This window comes from Paenibacillus sp. JJ1683 (genome assembly GCF_053006485.1).
The window spans coordinates 818,876-833,953 of sequence record NZ_CM129820.1; the positions used below are offsets into that span (position 1 = coordinate 818,876).

Below are 15,078 nucleotides of genomic sequence, written 5' to 3' on the forward strand. Positions count from 1 at the left end.
CCTATGGTGAGTATGTTGTGAGCGATAACTTCAAACTCATCATAGCAGTAATAATATGACTACATGATGTCATATTATAGAGGATCATTTAAATTTCTTTTCATCGTTTCTAAATGAGACAATATTCTTGTACGTACTTGTTCGGGGCTAACCTCTATAAGGAGGGGACCAAAGGATAGCAGATAACTGTCCAACCAATTGCCTACAGGAAATTGTGCCGTGACGGTATAAGAGCCGTCTTCCCTCTGAGTAATTGTTTTCTCGGCAAATTCATCGTATACGCGGTAAGCTCCTTGAGCAGAAATGTGAAGAGTTACTTCAATGGTATGAAGCAAGTCGTTCACCTTTGTATCTGTAGCTGCTACGACTGTTCTTGGCTCATAACTAATTTCCGTAACTACAATCTCTTTCATTCGGCTAATCTTAAATACACGATAACTTTCGGTATTTAAACAGTAACCCTCCACATACCAGGATTTATCTTTAAACAAGAGCTTGGCAGGTTCGATGCTACGATAACTCTGTTCCCCGGCGACGTTATAATAGCGGAACTTTATAACACGGTTTGTGATTATCGCGTTGCGTATAAGAGTGAATAGCTGTCTCTGGCTGTTTTGGCTTCCCCATGGCGAAAAATCTACTTCGATCCAGTTTCCCATTTCTTTTTTAAAAAGCCTACTCAACTTGCTTAGCACTTCTTCTACCTGTGGAATGGTAGCTGTAGCCACACTCTGAAGGGCCATTAAGATATCATCTTGTTCCTGCTCGGACAGTAAAGAGGTGTTAAAGACATAACCCTCCATCAATGATATTCCGCCACCCTTGCCTCTACTGCTGTAGATGGGAATCCCAGCTGCGCTTAAGGCATCTATGTCCCGATAAATCGTTCGTGTGGAAACCTCAAAATGCGCTGCCAATTCATCAGCAGTCACTTTTTTCTTATGGAGTAACATATAAACGATTTCAAAATGTCTGCTTAACGGCATAAGCTTCACCTCACTCGGTAGCATACATCTTATAACATGACATTATAAAGTCATATTAAGTGATTGCTCTACATCACACTCTAATGGGCATCAACTGGGGAACTTTATTTTCTTTGGACAGCGATAATAACACTGCCTTGGATCAGATCTTTTTACAATTCTTTATATAAAGTTGAACCAAAAGCACTTGCGAAATAAAAAGGAATAAACTATACTGAGACCAATCAATTAGTGATTGATCAATTACTAATTGATTAACAATCAACGTAGGTGACATTTATGAGCAGCATACGCTTCAAGTTGACTGAACGTATCTTTATTGGAACTATGAATTGATGCAGATTCAGTTAGATGAAGATGTATGAAGCTAAGTAATTGATCAATCACTCATTTTATTAGTAAATGGAGGAGAAGAAAATGAAACATCTTATTATTTACGCGCATCCATCACATGAAAGCTTTAACCATGCAATTTTGACCACAGCATTGAAGGGGCTAAAGCAAAAAGGGCATGATGTGGTGGTTCGTGATCTATATGATATCGGCTTTCAACCTGTAGTCAGCAGTAGCGAGATTATTGGAGGAATCGGAGAAGATATTGTGCGGGAACAGAAGTTTTTGCAATGGGCAGAGGTGGTCACCTTTATTTATCCGATATGGTGGACGGGGATGCCAGCCATAATGAAAGGGTATATTGACCGCGTATTCTCTTACGGGTTTGCTTACAAATATGTAAATGGGGTGCAGATGGGGCTGCTTAAGGGGAAGAAAGTCATCATCCTCAACACACAAGGGAAATCACATGCGGAATATGCCAGCAATGGCATGGATCAAGCACTTCACTTGACGTCCGACAAAGGCATATTTGAATATTGCGGACTTGACGTTATGTATCATATATTTTTCGAGTCGGTACCCCAATCCGATGAAGATACACGTAAAGAATGGCTTCGCCAGATTGCAGGCATACTTGGATAAGGGCCTTGAGCCTGGCTGATTTGAGTAACATCAATATAAGACTGTGTACCGTAATTAACCAAATTACTTACTTCATTAGTGGTTGCGAAGTGTGGTTGTGGCGATCCCATCGAACGATTAGAAAACGTACTTGTTGGAATGGGCAAGTTCCTATAAGATATTTTTTGAAACTCACTGTCCCCAAAAATGCACATCTTTACAGGTAAAAGTATTTTGGATGAGTTGAAACAACATTAAAATGAATAAATAAACGAAATGACCTTCTTTACGTAGAGAAGGTCATTTCGTTTAATTTAGGCGTTACTATTAATTGGCATAGTTTTATTAATAAGGCGTTGTCGCTTGCAAGTCATCTAGTAGTTCTTTGTACCTAGTTCGAGGATTTCGCAAATGTGTTTCCTACTTTTTGTCGGTTAGCTATGATGCTGCGTATCACGGTTCAAAATTAGCTGTACATGATGAAATCTCTGGTGTATACCTATGTAGGATAGCAAGCTGTAGTTATAGCATTTTTTTGAGCTGGGATATACGGGCTTGGGAAACCTCAAGCATTTTGGCATATTCGTGCTGTGCTGCATTGGGTTGCTTTTGCATTAATTCTTTGAGGCTTTCAATCATCTGCTGTGTCGATCTCCGTAGACGCTTGGACTCTTTAATCGACCGTTGTCCGTTGGCTAAAGCCGATTTGGCTGGTCTTAGGACAGGGCTAAAATTTAACCCCTTCTTTAAACTTTCAATACATTCTTTACAAATAAAACTATCTCTAAAATAAGTCAATTGTTCGGCTGAACCACACATTTTACACGTCACCCCGGTATATTTTCGAAAGGCGAGAATACCGGTTTCCTCATCTGCAAAAATCTCAACGGGGTCACCCACATTAAAATCCATAGAAATTCGCATTTCTTTGGGAATGACGATACGGCCTAACGCATCTAGGGGACGTGTCATACCTGTACTTTTCAAATGATAACCTCCTTTTTTTATATCCTTATAATACTAAATAATTATAGTAAAAAAGAATAGGCTTAGAGAAGCAATCGCATATATTAAGTAAACTGTTGAAAAGTATACAAGTAATTCCCAAAATATGTTTTTTTAATTGTGGAAAACGTGTTGAGGAATTATAGGGGATTACCGATATATATTCAGAATGAATATTCTAGTTGGCGAAGGAATTTTTAGTAATATACGATAAGGAGCTGTGAATTACATATGGCAATCGATTTGGTCACTGCTATTCCTGCAGTCATTATAAAGGTCGGCGGATTAGTAGATCAGCCCGAGCAATTCACCGCCGAGGCGAAGAAGGCTGCTGCTATGCTGGGAGAAGAGGCATTGCCTCTATTCCCGCGTTATTTTTTTGGAACTGGGTTGCAGAAGCCTGAGAGTTTGGCAGGAAAGTACGAAGGGTTGGGCGACTGGCTGCATATTCAACAGGATGCGATTTTTGAGATTATCTACAATTACAGGGAAAAAGCGATTCCCATGCTGTATGAGGTGGCGTTCGGGGTGTACGATTGGACGCAGTATAAGGCAGTGAGGATACTAACTCGGTTAGCCCGTGAAGGTGTTCAGACCGAGCAGATTGTGGACGATATTATCAGCCATGTCGACGATTTTCGTTATGAGGCACAAATGCCTACATTTTATTTTCTGTCGGGACTGACGGGCAATAAGAAGGTTGCCGCGCTGCTGCAAAGGCATTTCCTTGAGAATTTGGAATACGATCCGATTGATGCCTTTGATATTTTTGAGAATTTGTACCGTTGTTCGCCTGATGTTGCTAGGAGACATGCCGATTTTCTCAAAGCCATTGCCCGCGGTGAAGGCCTAGAAGGCCGCTCCCCGTTACTGGACGGAGCGATAGGGACTACCGATGAGAACGGCAAGCAAGAGTACCACTGGCCTGGTGATGAACCTGTCGAAGAGCATCACCAATTACGAGCGGCCATATTCTATTACCAGTTGAATTCTCAGGATGAGGAGGTCAATCGGCTGTTAGATCAATGGGAAGTGAGCCATCCAGAGGAGAATGTAAGGAGTTATATTGGGAAATTGCGAGGGGAAGGACAGGGAGAGAGCTAGCTGTTCAGTTGGTGAATAGAGAAATGCTAATTTTGCACTCTTTTCTATGAAAACTTATACTTATCGTTACAGCTGGCTTGAAGCGAAAATAAAAGAATGAGGAGGGGATCAACCATGTACTCCATTAAAGAAGTTGAAATCAGGAGTGGATTGCCCGCATCTACCCTTCGTTATTATGAAAAAGAGGGCATTCTACCTGATGTTGGTCGGGATGAGGGTGGGAGAAGGGTATATACCGAGAAACAAATGGATTGGATCAGGTTTCTTATGGCTATGAAAGATACGGGAATGACCATTGAAGAAATTAAGGCATATCTTGAGCTAAATGTAAAAGGAGAAGCCACAATCCAAGAGAGAAGAGACTTCCTGGTTGCCCACAAAAAGAAAGTGGAAGAACAGATGGCCCAAACGCAGCGCAATTTGGAGAAAATTATTCAAAAGATAGCTTTTTACGATCATGTGGTCATGGGAAGAAGCTTCTCTTAGTCGCCAAATTCAATTGAATATAAGAAGCCCGCAGCCTATTTGAAATACGCTGTAGGGCTTTTTTTTGCATAGATATCTAAAGATACCTACTGTAGGTCGCAAGTATGAAAAATCGTTGGCAATTAGCGGTTCACGATGTGCTTACAGGGTAAAAGTGTATTACCAAGGTGGGGAAGTGGGGGTGTTGACTCTCACGCCACGTGAGACTGTAGACTGTGAAAGCAAGAGAGGTGAAGCGGAATGGCTTATACAGTAAAGGAAGTATCTAATCTGTCGGGAATCAGCGTTCGAACTTTGCATTATTATGATGAAATTGGATTGCTGAAACCACATCATATCGGAAATAATGGATATCGCTATTACGAGCAGGAACAACTGTTGAGGCTTCAACAAATCATGGTGTACAGGGAACTGGATTTGCCTTTATCCGAAATTGGCAATGTGCTAAAGCAAACCAAGGAGCAGAAAGCCGAGGTTTTGCAGGTGCATCGAGCCAAGATTGAGGCCAAGGTCTTCCGCTTGCATACTCTCCTTCAGACCATCGACGAAACGGTGGCTCATTTGAAAGGAGAACAAACGATGAAACCAGAGCAAATGTACCAAGGGTTTAACCCGGAAAAACAGGAAATGTATGAACGTGATCTGACGGAACGTTATGGTTCACAGGTCGAAGAAAAGATCCAGGAGAGTAAGACCGCGACGACGAACTGGAGCAAAGAGGATTATTTGGATTCACAGGCAGAGGCAGATCAGATTCATCGGGAGCTGGCTGAAGCCATGCATAAGGGATTGAAGCATAACAGTGCAGAAGTACAGGCGCTGATCCGCCGTCATCTTCAATGGGTAAGTCGATTCTATACCCCTACAGCAGAAATTTATAGCGGGCTGGGAGACTTGTATGTAGAACATGAGGACTTCAGTAAAATGTATGAAGGCTATCGCCCTGGGCTAGCTGAATATTTGCGAGACGGAATGAAGGAGCTGGCCAAACGGGAATTAACCTAGAGCAACAGCTGATGAAAAGGGCTATAAGTAATATGAAAAAGGGTGAACAACAACCCCATCGACGGCCTGCTGTTCACCCTTTTTTGTGTAAAGTAGCTTACATGCTACTTGGTGCTGTTCTCATGCTTTGCTGACTGCTATTTCCGTACTGCTGCATGCTACCACTGCTTGCAAAATGCTGCCCGGTCGTCCCCATGTGTTGCGGAAAGCTGTGGTTCATGTGGCTTCCTGCACTAAAGGTGGATGGTTGCATACTGCGAGAAGCATAGTTATCGCCAAATCCAGGTTGAGTCATTTGGCTGCTTGAGCGGATGGAGTTTTCCAATTGGCTACACAGTTGAATGACTTGCTGGTATTGCTGCATCGCTTGCTGGTGATGCTGAATTGCGGTTTGAATCATTTGAGCTGCGCTACGTTCGCGTTGCACTAGGCTTTCAAGGCTAGATGCGTTTTGTTGCTCTTGTTGCAGCAATTGCTGATACATAGCAGTTCCTTGCTGTGTTTGTTGTACCAATTGCTGCATAATTTGTTCACATTGATGAAGTTGTTGTTGTGGAGCCATGTTGTTGAACATTGATCATCAATCTCCTTCGCCGGATAGTTTAGGTTTTAGGACCCTCATATATTGTGGCGAAGGAAGACTATATATATGCACAATTTTTGGTTACAGGCTGGATACCAGAATAGCCGTAAATTCCTCTAGGAATACACGATCTTCCTGATCAAATCGGCTTTTTAGCGGGCTGTCAATGTCCAGCACTCCAATCAGCTCATCGTTTTTGATTAGAGGGATAACGATTTCGCTATTGGAAGCAGCGTCACAGGCGATATGTCCTGGAAATGCATGTACATCGTCTATGACAAGTGTTCGCCGTTCAGCTGCTGCGGTACCGCAAACACCACGTCCCAGTGGAATCCGTATACATGCGGGTAAACCCTGGAAAGGTCCTAGTACAAGCTCAGTCCCATCATAAAGATAGAAGCCACTCCAGTTCACATCTGGAAGAAAGTGACCCAGTAAAGCTGAAGCGTTCGCTAAATTGGCAATCCTATTGGATTCATCGTGAACAAGTGCCCGGAGTTGTCCGAGAACGGATTCGAATTGTTCCTGACGTGTTCCTTCGTAAGGGATAGTTTGAAACATGTAGAGTCCACGCTCCTAACATTAAATTTTCATATTAACTGTTGTATATATCACCAAAAATAGGTAATTGTGCAAATCACTTTTACCATTGGTTAATTAATTTAAGATATAACGATTGTACATATTCAGTCAAGTAGAAAATAGCACTACTGCCTTGGAATAATCTCCTTTCTCTAGCACCACAATTCCTTTCTCTACAAGCAACGCTGACGGCAAAGCATTATGTCTTAGCGGGACATATAATATAGAAAGTAATTCAATGAAGGGTTGCCCTCATCTGTTTCCAGCTTCTCCCCTATGGGTAAAAACAATGTAACATGTTGGCTTAGGCCAGGGAGGAGTTACAATTATGCATGCAGATGTTCAGAACTTGTTTATCCGTATACAGATGCTTTTTTATGCACATCAGGACGATTTGACCGTGAGAGATATACAACCAGTTCTCGAAGAACGCGGATACCGTGTAGGAGAACGTGAAGTCAAGCAGGAACTGGAAAACCTGACACAGGAAAACTTTCTGACACCACATGATGATATGTTCAGCCTTACCGGCGCAGGGATCGAAGAATTGCAGGAAATTCAGTCGATGCTAGGCGTATTGTACGAAGATGTTGTGAAAAATCCAGCGCATGTCACTGCCCGTGCTTCTTCTTAAAAGGATAAGAGACACAAAAAATCTTATAACAATAAAAGGTAGCCCTCTTCATTCCTGATATCAGGAAGCGGAGGGCTAATTTGATTTATAAGGGCCTGTCCACATGAATAAGGTTGTGTTTGTTGGAGGTGTATGCTTAAATGTAGCGTATATTTGTTGTCATTGAAATGCTGGAAGGATGATGGAACATGTGTGCATATGCATGTAAGGGGCATATCCCACTGCTGGAAAGCCCGCGTCTTCGGCTGCGAAGGATGGAAAGCCGCGATGCGGCTACGATGTTCGCTTGCTGGTCTGACCCGGAGGTTCACCGTTATATGAACCTTACCGGTATGTCAGGACGAGAGGATGCAGAGGATATGATTGAGCTGTTGAATGAGCTGGCGAAGACGGAAGATGCGCTGCGCTGGGGGATCGAGCTGAAGGAGAACGGGAGGCTGATTGGAAGCTGCGGCTTTAATTATTGGCAGACGGAGGGAGCTTATAAAGCCGAGATTGGTTATGAGTTGGCCCAGCCTTATTGGCGCAAGGGCTATATGACTGAGGCGCTTCGCTTAGTGCTTTCATTCGGATATGACACGATTCGATTAAATCGGATCGAAGCGCTGGTGGACCCGCGCAATACAGGCTCGCAAGCCCTGCTGTCCTCGATGGGCTGGACCCAGGAAGGGCTGTTACGGCAGGTACAGCATACATCTACAGGCTTTAAGGATATGCTGATGTATTCATTACTGCATGAAGAATGGCTCAGATTGGAGGCACAACGAAATGCTGTTTCAGTATAACGGCGGTTCGTCGCCGCTGCACAGGCTTGGACCGTTAAGTAAGCTTATATGGGTGGGATGCTTTAGCCTCCTGTCGATGGCATGGGATTCGACAATACGGGAAGCGGCACTCCTGGTGGTACTGATCGCTGTGGCTGGCTTCTGCGCACGGTTGACCCTAGCACGCCAACTTCGCGCTATGTCGTTCCTGATTGGTTTAGGTATTCCGTATTTTATACTGTCTATCCTAGCGATTCGAGAAGGGAATACTGTCGCTTCATGGGGACCCATTGTGATTACAGCGGAGGGACTGGATATCGCGGGGGCATTAACGCTGCGGATTTTTGTATTGTTTTTGGCATCCTATATCTATCTCTCGACGACCGATCCCCGAGATTTTGTGCAGGCTTTGAATCTGCGCTTGCGTGTACCTTATCGATTTGCGTTCGGAATTTCAGTGGCGCTGACATTCCTGCCCTTATTGGAAGAAGAGGGGCGAACCATTATGGCTGCACGGCGTGTTCGGGGGCAGGAACCACCACGAGGATGGGGCAATCGGATATCATGGTGGAGCGGGTATGCGGCTGCTGTATTGGTGAATGCCGTGAGACGGGTTCAGCAGACAGCACTGGCTATGGAGGGCAAAGGTTTTGGCGCATATGCAGAACGGACGTATCTTCGTACACTGGAGAATGGGCGTTTAGGCTACGTATGTGCAGTGATTGCTGTATTCGCTACGGCTGTTTTAGGGTGGATATTATAAAGAAGCACCCCCTTTTTTTGCTCTCATTGTCAACTAGTAAAATAAAATTAGGTTGACAATAAGACGGCGGATGAATACATTTATACAGTAACAGTTTGTACAAGGGCCAGAGCTATGACCTTGTATACTAGATTATGGAGAGGAGTCAAGAAATACATATGAAGGGATCTCGTATTTTTGCCAAGTTTACAACGCTGGATATCGTGTTAATGGCCATGCTGGCTACGTTGAACGGCGTCATGACTGTGTATTTGTCGATGATTAACAAAACGTTAAACAGTCTGGGAGGGCCGATCGCAACTTCCGCTATTGTCGGGCTGTACATGATATATGGTTTGCTGGCCTATTATATTATTCGTAAGCCAGGTACGGCGGTAATTGCTTATGCCTTTGGCGCGGTAGTGCAGTCTTTTATGGGCTCTGCCTATGGAATTGCATCTATCATTGCGGCAGCTGTCTGCTATATGGTTGCGGCGGAGCTGGTATTTGCTCTTTTGCGGTATCGCCGCTGGAATGCAGTTTCACTAATGCTGGTGGGCGGAGCCATGGTTCCGCTGTGGTTTATCGTGGCAGCCAATATGTTTGGCTATATGCATTGGGGCTGGAAGGTACTGACGATCGCACTGGTCGTTCGTATCCTAAGCGGCATTGTCCTGTGTGGTCTGCTGACGAAAGTACTGGGCGATGCCTTAAATGGTACGGGTCTGTTAAAACGCTTTGAATTGGGACGCGCTTCACGGGCATAACCAAGGCTATACGTGGTTATATCTTGAACAATGGGATTGAGGGTATTTCGGTTATGAATGAACGTAGTAATCATGATTCTGGGAATAGAATGGCCGTGTCCTTGAGGAATTTTGGCTATCGGTACGATGACCAGGTGGAGCCAGCGTTACATGGTCTGACGCTGGACATTGCGGTGGGTGAGCACATAGCCATTGTTGGAGCTAGTGGGAGTGGAAAGTCTACGCTGTGCCAGCTGCTTCATGGCGGGTTGTCCCGTTCTGGCGAGGGCGAACGGACTGGCGAGCTGACCGTGTACGGGATGGACCCCGACACCGCTGAATTGGCTACGGTCGCCACCACTGTCGGCGTCGTGCTTCAGGACCCGGATGCCCAGCTAGTGCAGGGAATCGTCGAAGACGAAATTGCTTTTGGGCCGGAGAACCTGCGCGTGCCTCCGGCAGAAATAGAGCAGCGCCTGGCCGCTGCACTGGAGGCCGTCGGCCTGGCATCCGAGCGCGGCTCCTTCGTGCGGCGCCTCTCGGGAGGTCAGCGCCAACGCACCGCCATTGCTGCGGTGCTGGCGCTGGAAACGCCGCTGGCCGTGTTCGACGACGCAGTTGCGCAGTTGGACCCACCGGCGGTACGGGACTTCGTCCTGCTATGTCGGCGGCTCCATGCCGCAGGCCAGACGGTGATCACTGCGTCCAGCCGCATAGATGATGGTGCGCGTGCAGCGCAGCGCCTCATCGTGCTGAAGGGCGGGACTATGCTGCTGCAAGGCCCGCCCGAAAAGCTGCTGCGCGAGCATGGTGCGCAGCTGGCAGCCTGGGGGCTGCTTCCCTCTTCCGCGGGGAGGGAAGACATGCCGCGTGAGCCGGGGGTGAATTCCGGCTCGGCGGCTAACTGCGCTGGGCAGCCGTTGCTGGAGGTGAAGGGATTGCCCTTCACCTACCCCGGTAGCCAGCGCCCGGCGCTTAAGGGCGTGAGTCTTGCCCTTGCGCCTGGCGAACGAGCCGTAATGCTGGGCGAGAACGGCTCTGGCAAAACCACGCTGGGCAAGCTGCTTATGGGTCTACTCCCCGCACCGAAGGGATGCATGTGGTGGGAGGGGCAGGATATGTCGAAGCTGCCCATTCACCGACTGGCTGCGGGGATTGGCTATGTGTTCCAGCAACCAGAGCATCAGTTTGCAGCTGCAACGGTGTGGGAAGAATGCTTGTACAGTGTGCGCGCCAAGTTTGGTTTACGGATCGGAGATCCGATTCCCGCCGCCTATGAGGAACGAGCGCATCGCTTACTGGCAGCCGCCAGGCTGGATCACCGACTGGAGGTCTCGCCGTATCTGCTAAGTGGAGGCGAAAAAAGGCTTTTGAGCGTTGCGGCGCAGTTTATCCTCCCCAAAAAGCTTTACATTTTGGATGAGCCGACTGCGGGAACGGATTACGAAGGGGCAAACATCCTGCTCCATATGTGCTCAGAGCAGTCTGCTGAAGGCGCGGCTTTTCTGATCATTACCCACGATTTGCAGATAGCTGAACGCTTTGCCAGCCATGTTCTTCGTATGGAAGAGGGGTATCTCTATAAAACGGAAGATAGCTGGATTAATCATACGATTACAGTTGACAAAAATTAAGGATATGTAGACAATAATATATATACATCGTACATAACAGGCGGCCTATATAGGCCGCCTGTTTACGATTATACAGTGCGGGTAATCATCCAAGCTGGGAAGGAAAACCGTACAGATACAGCACAGTTTATACAAAGAAGGGATTTGTGATTTGCTTGGGAAACGATAAACCTATGAAGCGCGGACTCGTGCTGACAGGTGTTCTATTGGCCACCTTTCTGGCCGCGATTGAAGGAACGGTTATCGGTCCAGCGGGACCGACAATTGTTAGTGAACTGGGCAGTGTGAATTTGCTCAGCTGGATTTTTACAGCATATTTGTTGACGATGGCTGTAACTACGCCTATTTTCGGCAAGCTTAGCGATTTGTTTGGCCGTAAACCCATTTTTCTAATTGGGTGCTCGTTATTTGTGATTGGCGCTTTGCTTTGTATGCTGGCTGGTAGTATGGAGCAGCTTATTTTATACCGGGCTATTCAAGGGATTGGAGCAGGCGGTGTCATTCCTGTTACCTTTACCATTATCGGTGATATATACAAAATGGAGGAACGTGGTAAAGTCCAAGGCATGATCAGCTCGGTATGGGGGATTTCTTCCCTTGTCGGGCCTCTCTTGGGCGGTTACGTGGTCACCTATTTTGGCTGGGAATGGATTTTTGGCTTTAACGTTCCCTTTGGATTACTGGCTATGTTCTTCATCGCCCGTTACCTGCGGGAACAGGTAAGCAAGCGTACCGCACGTATCGACGTGGCGGGAGCAGTTACCTTTACCATCGGGATGACGGCACTCTTGCTCGTATTGGCCCTGGGGGGACAGTATATCGACTGGACTTCTCCTGAATTGCTGGCCTTGGCTGCCGTGGCCATTTTGTTCCTGGTTTTGTTTTTGGTTATCGAAAAGCGCGCTCAGGAACCGATGGTCCCTCTGAAGCTGTTTCGGATACGGGATATCGCTTTTTCCTGTGCCGCTGCACTACTCGTCAGTACCCTGCTAATCGGGCTGACTAGTTATCTTCCCCTATGGATTCAGGGCGTACACGGTGGAGATGCCGCTTCATCTGGTCTGGCGCTGGCCCCAATGTCGGTAGGTTGGTTGTTCGGCTCCATGATCGGAGGACGCATTTTGCTGACGCTGGGCTCGCGTCGAACCTCTTTGATCGGGCTGACTCTGATTGTATTGGGAGCCTTCGTCATGACCTTGATGAACCTAACAACTCCAATCTGGCTTCTGTTCCTGTCTACGTTATTGTATGGACTGGGATTTGGCTTCTCGATAACCGTGTTCACGATTATTGCTCAGTCCTCGGTCGGATTCCAGCTGCGTGGCGCGTCTACAGCCTTGAATACGTTCCTGCGCACATTGGGACAAACGATTGGGGTTGCAGCCTTCGGTTCATGGCTGAATTATCGTATTGCTGCCCAGACAGCCGACGGACAGCTCACTCAGCAAGGGGTTACACAGGAGGATATTAATGGTCTGCTTGCCCCGCATGCTTCACAAAGTCTAAGTGACAAGGTTGCCGGATTACTCCGGTCTGTACTGGAAAACAGTCTGCATTCCCTATTCGTGATCATGGTCGTTATTGCGGTGATTAGCTGGTTTGTTGTCTTAGGTTTGCGGAACCGCCCACCGGGTACGGAAGAAGAGGCAGATCAGCGTGTGAAGACACCACAAAGAGAACACGCATAAAAAAAATATACTTCTTTCATATTAAAGAGACAGTCCGGTACACCAATAAGGGGCCGGGCTGTTTCTTTATGCTAAGGTCTCTTCTCCTACTGATTTAGCAAAATAGCCACTTCGTATAGGACCGATAAATTCCCCAATATACAAAAAGGAAATAAAAATCCCCTAGAGATTGCGATATATTCATATGATATAGGTTACAAAGTGGTAAAAAAGTCTTAAAAAATTGTAACAAAAAAGCTGTTTCTAAATTGAGCTATAGGGTACTAAGGAACCATTTTTTTGCACCCGCTTACAAATCGAGCATTTTATGAGTATATTTTGAACAATTTTGCATGTGAATGAAGCAACCAACCAAGCAAAATGGGATACGGAAAAAAATCAAGTAACAAATTTTTCTGAATGTAATAGGAATGAAAAAAATAGGTATTTTCAGAAAATTACTAGGAAAATATGAGGATGAAATTCATAGAGGAATCTGTTTTCTTCCCTCACATAATAGGGCTTTTCAGTCTATATCAATCGTTTGACATACCATATAAAATGGCCCTAGCCAACGAAAAAGTTGGGCTTCAACACTAGAAAGCATAATTACATTAAGGGAGATGGAGTACTTGAAGTTTAACAAATGGTTCAGTAAAGCAGCCACTGCAACAGTAGCAACTACCTTGCTGTTAGGAGGCGGCGTTCAGGCTTTTGCAAAAGAAAATGATAAGGCTGATTTCAATGCAGACAATGCATTCACCCAAATTACGCGTAATGACATGCTGAATATTTTCAAACAGCAAGGCAAAGAGAAATATGAGGTTCCATCCTTCGATGCCTCTACAATTAAGAATATTCCTTCTGCTATTGGTCACGATAGCTCAGGTAAGCAGATTGATCTGGATGTTTGGGACAGCTGGCCGTTGCAAAATGCCGATGGTACAGTAGCTAATTACAAGGGATATAATATCGTATTTGGACTGGCAGGCGATCCTAAAAGAGGCGAGGATACATTTATATATCTGTTCTATCAAAAAGCGGGTGATACTTCACTGAGCGGCTGGAAAAATGCTGGTAGAGTCTTTAAAGACAATGATAAACTGCTCTCCAACGATCCGATTCTCAAAAATCAGTCAGAAGAATGGTCAGGTTCTGCTACCTTAACCTCTGATGGACATGTACGTTTATTTTATACCAGCAGACAGCCCTATGATCCGAATAACAAATTATACGGCAAGCAAACCTTGAGCACAGCTCAAATTAATGTCTCTCAGCCTGATGATAAGACACTGAAAGTAGATGGAGTCGAGGATTTGAAATCGATCTATGACGGTGGAGATGGTAAAACCTATCAAAATGTACAACAAAGCGTCGGAGTGGATATGGATAATCATACCCTTAGAGACCCTCACTATGTCGAGGATCAAGGCCACAAATATATTATATTTGAAGCCAACACAGGGACAGAAACAGGCTACCAGGGCGAAGAATCGCTTCAAAACTCAGCTTATTATGGTGGCAATAAAAAATTCTTCACGGAAGAGCAACAAAACTTGCAACAAAGTCCTAAGAAAAAAGGAGCTGAGCTGGCGAACGGCGCACTGGGCATCGTTGAATTGAATGATGATTATACATTGAAAAATGTAATGCCCCCTTTGCTTGCATCCAATCTGGTAACAGATGAAATTGAACGGGCAAATGTGTTCAAAATGAACGGTTTGTGGTATTTATTTACGAGTACAAGAGGTTCCAAGGTGACTGTAGATGCGATCGGTGACGATGATATTTACATGTTGGGTTATGTTTCTACTTCCTTGACAGGGCCTTATAAACCCCTGAATGGAACCGGTCTCGTTCTTCATCAGGATCTGGATCGTGATGATATTACCTGGACATATGCTCATTTTGCTATCCCGCAAGGCAAAGGCAATAACGTAGTCGTTTCGAGTTATATGACTAATCGTGGACTCTTCCCAGATCACAAATCTACTTTCGCACCAAGCTTCCTGTTGAATATTAAAGGCTCGAAAACCTCTGTTGTGAAAAACGGTATTCTGGAGCAAGGTCAAATTACGATTGATCCAGGAAATGACAAAAAAGATAACCAAAATGAGTATGGAAAGAAATAAGTAGTTATAAGCAGCATGTCCGAAGGCGACAGCTTTGGTAGATTACCGATC

15 protein-coding genes are annotated in these 15,078 nt (G+C 45.5%); 11 read left to right on the forward strand and 4 right to left on the reverse strand.

Features of this window, described 5'->3' with window-relative positions:
• Positions 1–74 precede the first annotated feature (74 nt).
• Complete coding sequence (locus ACUC6J_RS03670; protein WP_250248744.1) at positions 75–986, reverse strand: helix-turn-helix transcriptional regulator; 912 nt, start codon at positions 984–986, stop codon at positions 75–77.
• A gap of 417 nt (positions 987–1,403) precedes the next feature.
• Between ACUC6J_RS03670 and ACUC6J_RS03675 the strand changes: the two genes are divergently transcribed.
• The gene (locus ACUC6J_RS03675) at positions 1,404–1,964 is read left to right on the forward strand and encodes an NAD(P)H-dependent oxidoreductase (protein WP_025363996.1); all 561 of its coding nucleotides are present in this window, start codon (positions 1,404–1,406) and stop codon (positions 1,962–1,964) included.
• Positions 1,965–2,465: 501 nt separating this feature from the next.
• On the opposite strand, the gene ACUC6J_RS03680 is transcribed toward ACUC6J_RS03675, so the two are convergent.
• A complete protein-coding gene (locus ACUC6J_RS03680) occupies positions 2,466–2,930 on the reverse strand; it encodes an AbrB/MazE/SpoVT family DNA-binding domain-containing protein (RefSeq protein ID WP_016819375.1) in 465 nt (154 codons plus the stop codon).
• Between the two features lie 249 nt (positions 2,931–3,179).
• Between ACUC6J_RS03680 and ACUC6J_RS03685 the strand changes: the two genes are divergently transcribed.
• The 3 genes from ACUC6J_RS03685 (at position 3,180) to ACUC6J_RS03695 (ending at position 5,543) form a co-directional block, all read left to right on the forward strand.
• Positions 3,180–4,052 carry a transcriptional regulator gene (locus ACUC6J_RS03685; protein ID WP_447249773.1) on the forward strand — a complete coding sequence of 291 codons (873 nt, stop codon included), beginning with the start codon at positions 3,180–3,182 and terminating at the stop codon, positions 4,050–4,052.
• Between the two features lie 114 nt (positions 4,053–4,166).
• On the forward strand, positions 4,167–4,538 hold the full coding sequence (locus tag ACUC6J_RS03690) for a MerR family transcriptional regulator (protein WP_019686119.1): 372 nt from the start codon (positions 4,167–4,169) through the stop codon (positions 4,536–4,538).
• Between the two features lie 240 nt (positions 4,539–4,778).
• Entirely contained in the window at positions 4,779–5,543 is a 765-nt protein-coding gene (locus ACUC6J_RS03695) for a MerR family transcriptional regulator (protein ID WP_019686120.1), read from the forward strand.
• A 97-nt stretch (positions 5,544–5,640) separates the two neighbouring features.
• On the opposite strand, the gene ACUC6J_RS03700 is transcribed toward ACUC6J_RS03695, so the two are convergent.
• Positions 5,641–6,117 (reverse strand): hypothetical protein, encoded by a 477-nt coding sequence (locus tag ACUC6J_RS03700; protein ID WP_017425717.1) that lies wholly within the window; start codon positions 6,115–6,117, stop codon positions 5,641–5,643.
• 90 nt (positions 6,118–6,207) lie between these two features.
• The gene (locus ACUC6J_RS03705) at positions 6,208–6,687 is read right to left on the reverse strand and encodes a GAF domain-containing protein (protein WP_016819371.1); all 480 of its coding nucleotides are present in this window, start codon (positions 6,685–6,687) and stop codon (positions 6,208–6,210) included.
• 349 nt (positions 6,688–7,036) lie between these two features.
• Between ACUC6J_RS03705 and ACUC6J_RS03710 the strand changes: the two genes are divergently transcribed.
• The 7 genes from ACUC6J_RS03710 to ACUC6J_RS03740 all read left to right on the forward strand — a co-directional run bounded on the left by ACUC6J_RS03710 (position 7,037) and on the right by ACUC6J_RS03740 (position 15,027).
• Entirely contained in the window at positions 7,037–7,342 is a 306-nt protein-coding gene (locus ACUC6J_RS03710; RefSeq protein ID WP_447249774.1) for a hypothetical protein, read from the forward strand.
• Between the two features lie 188 nt (positions 7,343–7,530).
• The gene (locus ACUC6J_RS03715) at positions 7,531–8,127 is read left to right on the forward strand and encodes a GNAT family N-acetyltransferase (protein ID WP_016819369.1); all 597 of its coding nucleotides are present in this window, start codon (positions 7,531–7,533) and stop codon (positions 8,125–8,127) included.
• Positions 8,111–8,869 (forward strand): energy-coupling factor transporter transmembrane component T family protein, encoded by a 759-nt coding sequence (locus ACUC6J_RS03720; RefSeq protein WP_017428458.1) that lies wholly within the window; start codon positions 8,111–8,113, stop codon positions 8,867–8,869. The genes ACUC6J_RS03715 and ACUC6J_RS03720 overlap by 17 nt, the downstream gene beginning before the upstream one ends.
• Positions 8,870–9,027: 158 nt before the next feature.
• The gene (locus tag ACUC6J_RS03725) at positions 9,028–9,615 is read left to right on the forward strand and encodes an ECF transporter S component (RefSeq protein ID WP_016819367.1); all 588 of its coding nucleotides are present in this window, start codon (positions 9,028–9,030) and stop codon (positions 9,613–9,615) included.
• 53 nt (positions 9,616–9,668) lie between these two features.
• The gene (locus ACUC6J_RS03730) at positions 9,669–11,228 is read left to right on the forward strand and encodes an ABC transporter ATP-binding protein (RefSeq protein WP_447250280.1); all 1,560 of its coding nucleotides are present in this window, start codon (positions 9,669–9,671) and stop codon (positions 11,226–11,228) included.
• Positions 11,229–11,401: 173 nt separating this feature from the next.
• Complete coding sequence (locus ACUC6J_RS03735) at positions 11,402–12,916, forward strand: MDR family MFS transporter (RefSeq protein WP_447249775.1); 1,515 nt, start codon at positions 11,402–11,404, stop codon at positions 12,914–12,916.
• 611 nt (positions 12,917–13,527) lie between these two features.
• Positions 13,528–15,027 carry a glycoside hydrolase family 68 protein gene (locus ACUC6J_RS03740; RefSeq protein WP_019686126.1) on the forward strand — a complete coding sequence of 500 codons (1,500 nt, stop codon included), beginning with the start codon at positions 13,528–13,530 and terminating at the stop codon, positions 15,025–15,027.
• Positions 15,028–15,078: the final 51 nt, after the last annotated feature.

What these genes read in the sequence shown, in the direction of transcription:
- ACUC6J_RS03670 (WP_250248744.1), bottom strand. Translation starts at nt 986, where the DNA reads ATGCCGTTAAGCAGACATTTTGAAATCGTTTATATGTTACTCCATAAG.
- ACUC6J_RS03675 (WP_025363996.1), top strand. Translation starts at nt 1,404, where the DNA reads ATGAAACATCTTATTATTTACGCGCATCCATCACATGAAAGCTTTAAC.
- ACUC6J_RS03685 (WP_447249773.1), top strand. Translation starts at nt 3,180, where the DNA reads ATGGCAATCGATTTGGTCACTGCTATTCCTGCAGTCATTATAAAGGTC.
- ACUC6J_RS03690 (WP_019686119.1), top strand. Translation starts at nt 4,167, where the DNA reads ATGTACTCCATTAAAGAAGTTGAAATCAGGAGTGGATTGCCCGCATCT.
- ACUC6J_RS03695 (WP_019686120.1), top strand. Translation starts at nt 4,779, where the DNA reads ATGGCTTATACAGTAAAGGAAGTATCTAATCTGTCGGGAATCAGCGTT.
- ACUC6J_RS03700 (WP_017425717.1), bottom strand. Translation starts at nt 6,117, where the DNA reads ATGTTCAACAACATGGCTCCACAACAACAACTTCATCAATGTGAACAA.
- ACUC6J_RS03705 (WP_016819371.1), bottom strand. Translation starts at nt 6,687, where the DNA reads ATGTTTCAAACTATCCCTTACGAAGGAACACGTCAGGAACAATTCGAA.
- ACUC6J_RS03710 (WP_447249774.1), top strand. Translation starts at nt 7,037, where the DNA reads ATGCATGCAGATGTTCAGAACTTGTTTATCCGTATACAGATGCTTTTT.
- ACUC6J_RS03715 (WP_016819369.1), top strand. Translation starts at nt 7,531, where the DNA reads ATGTGTGCATATGCATGTAAGGGGCATATCCCACTGCTGGAAAGCCCG.
- ACUC6J_RS03720 (WP_017428458.1), top strand. Translation starts at nt 8,111, where the DNA reads ATGCTGTTTCAGTATAACGGCGGTTCGTCGCCGCTGCACAGGCTTGGA.
- ACUC6J_RS03725 (WP_016819367.1), top strand. Translation starts at nt 9,028, where the DNA reads ATGAAGGGATCTCGTATTTTTGCCAAGTTTACAACGCTGGATATCGTG.
- ACUC6J_RS03730 (WP_447250280.1), top strand. Translation starts at nt 9,669, where the DNA reads ATGAATGAACGTAGTAATCATGATTCTGGGAATAGAATGGCCGTGTCC.
- ACUC6J_RS03735 (WP_447249775.1), top strand. Translation starts at nt 11,402, where the DNA reads ATGAAGCGCGGACTCGTGCTGACAGGTGTTCTATTGGCCACCTTTCTG.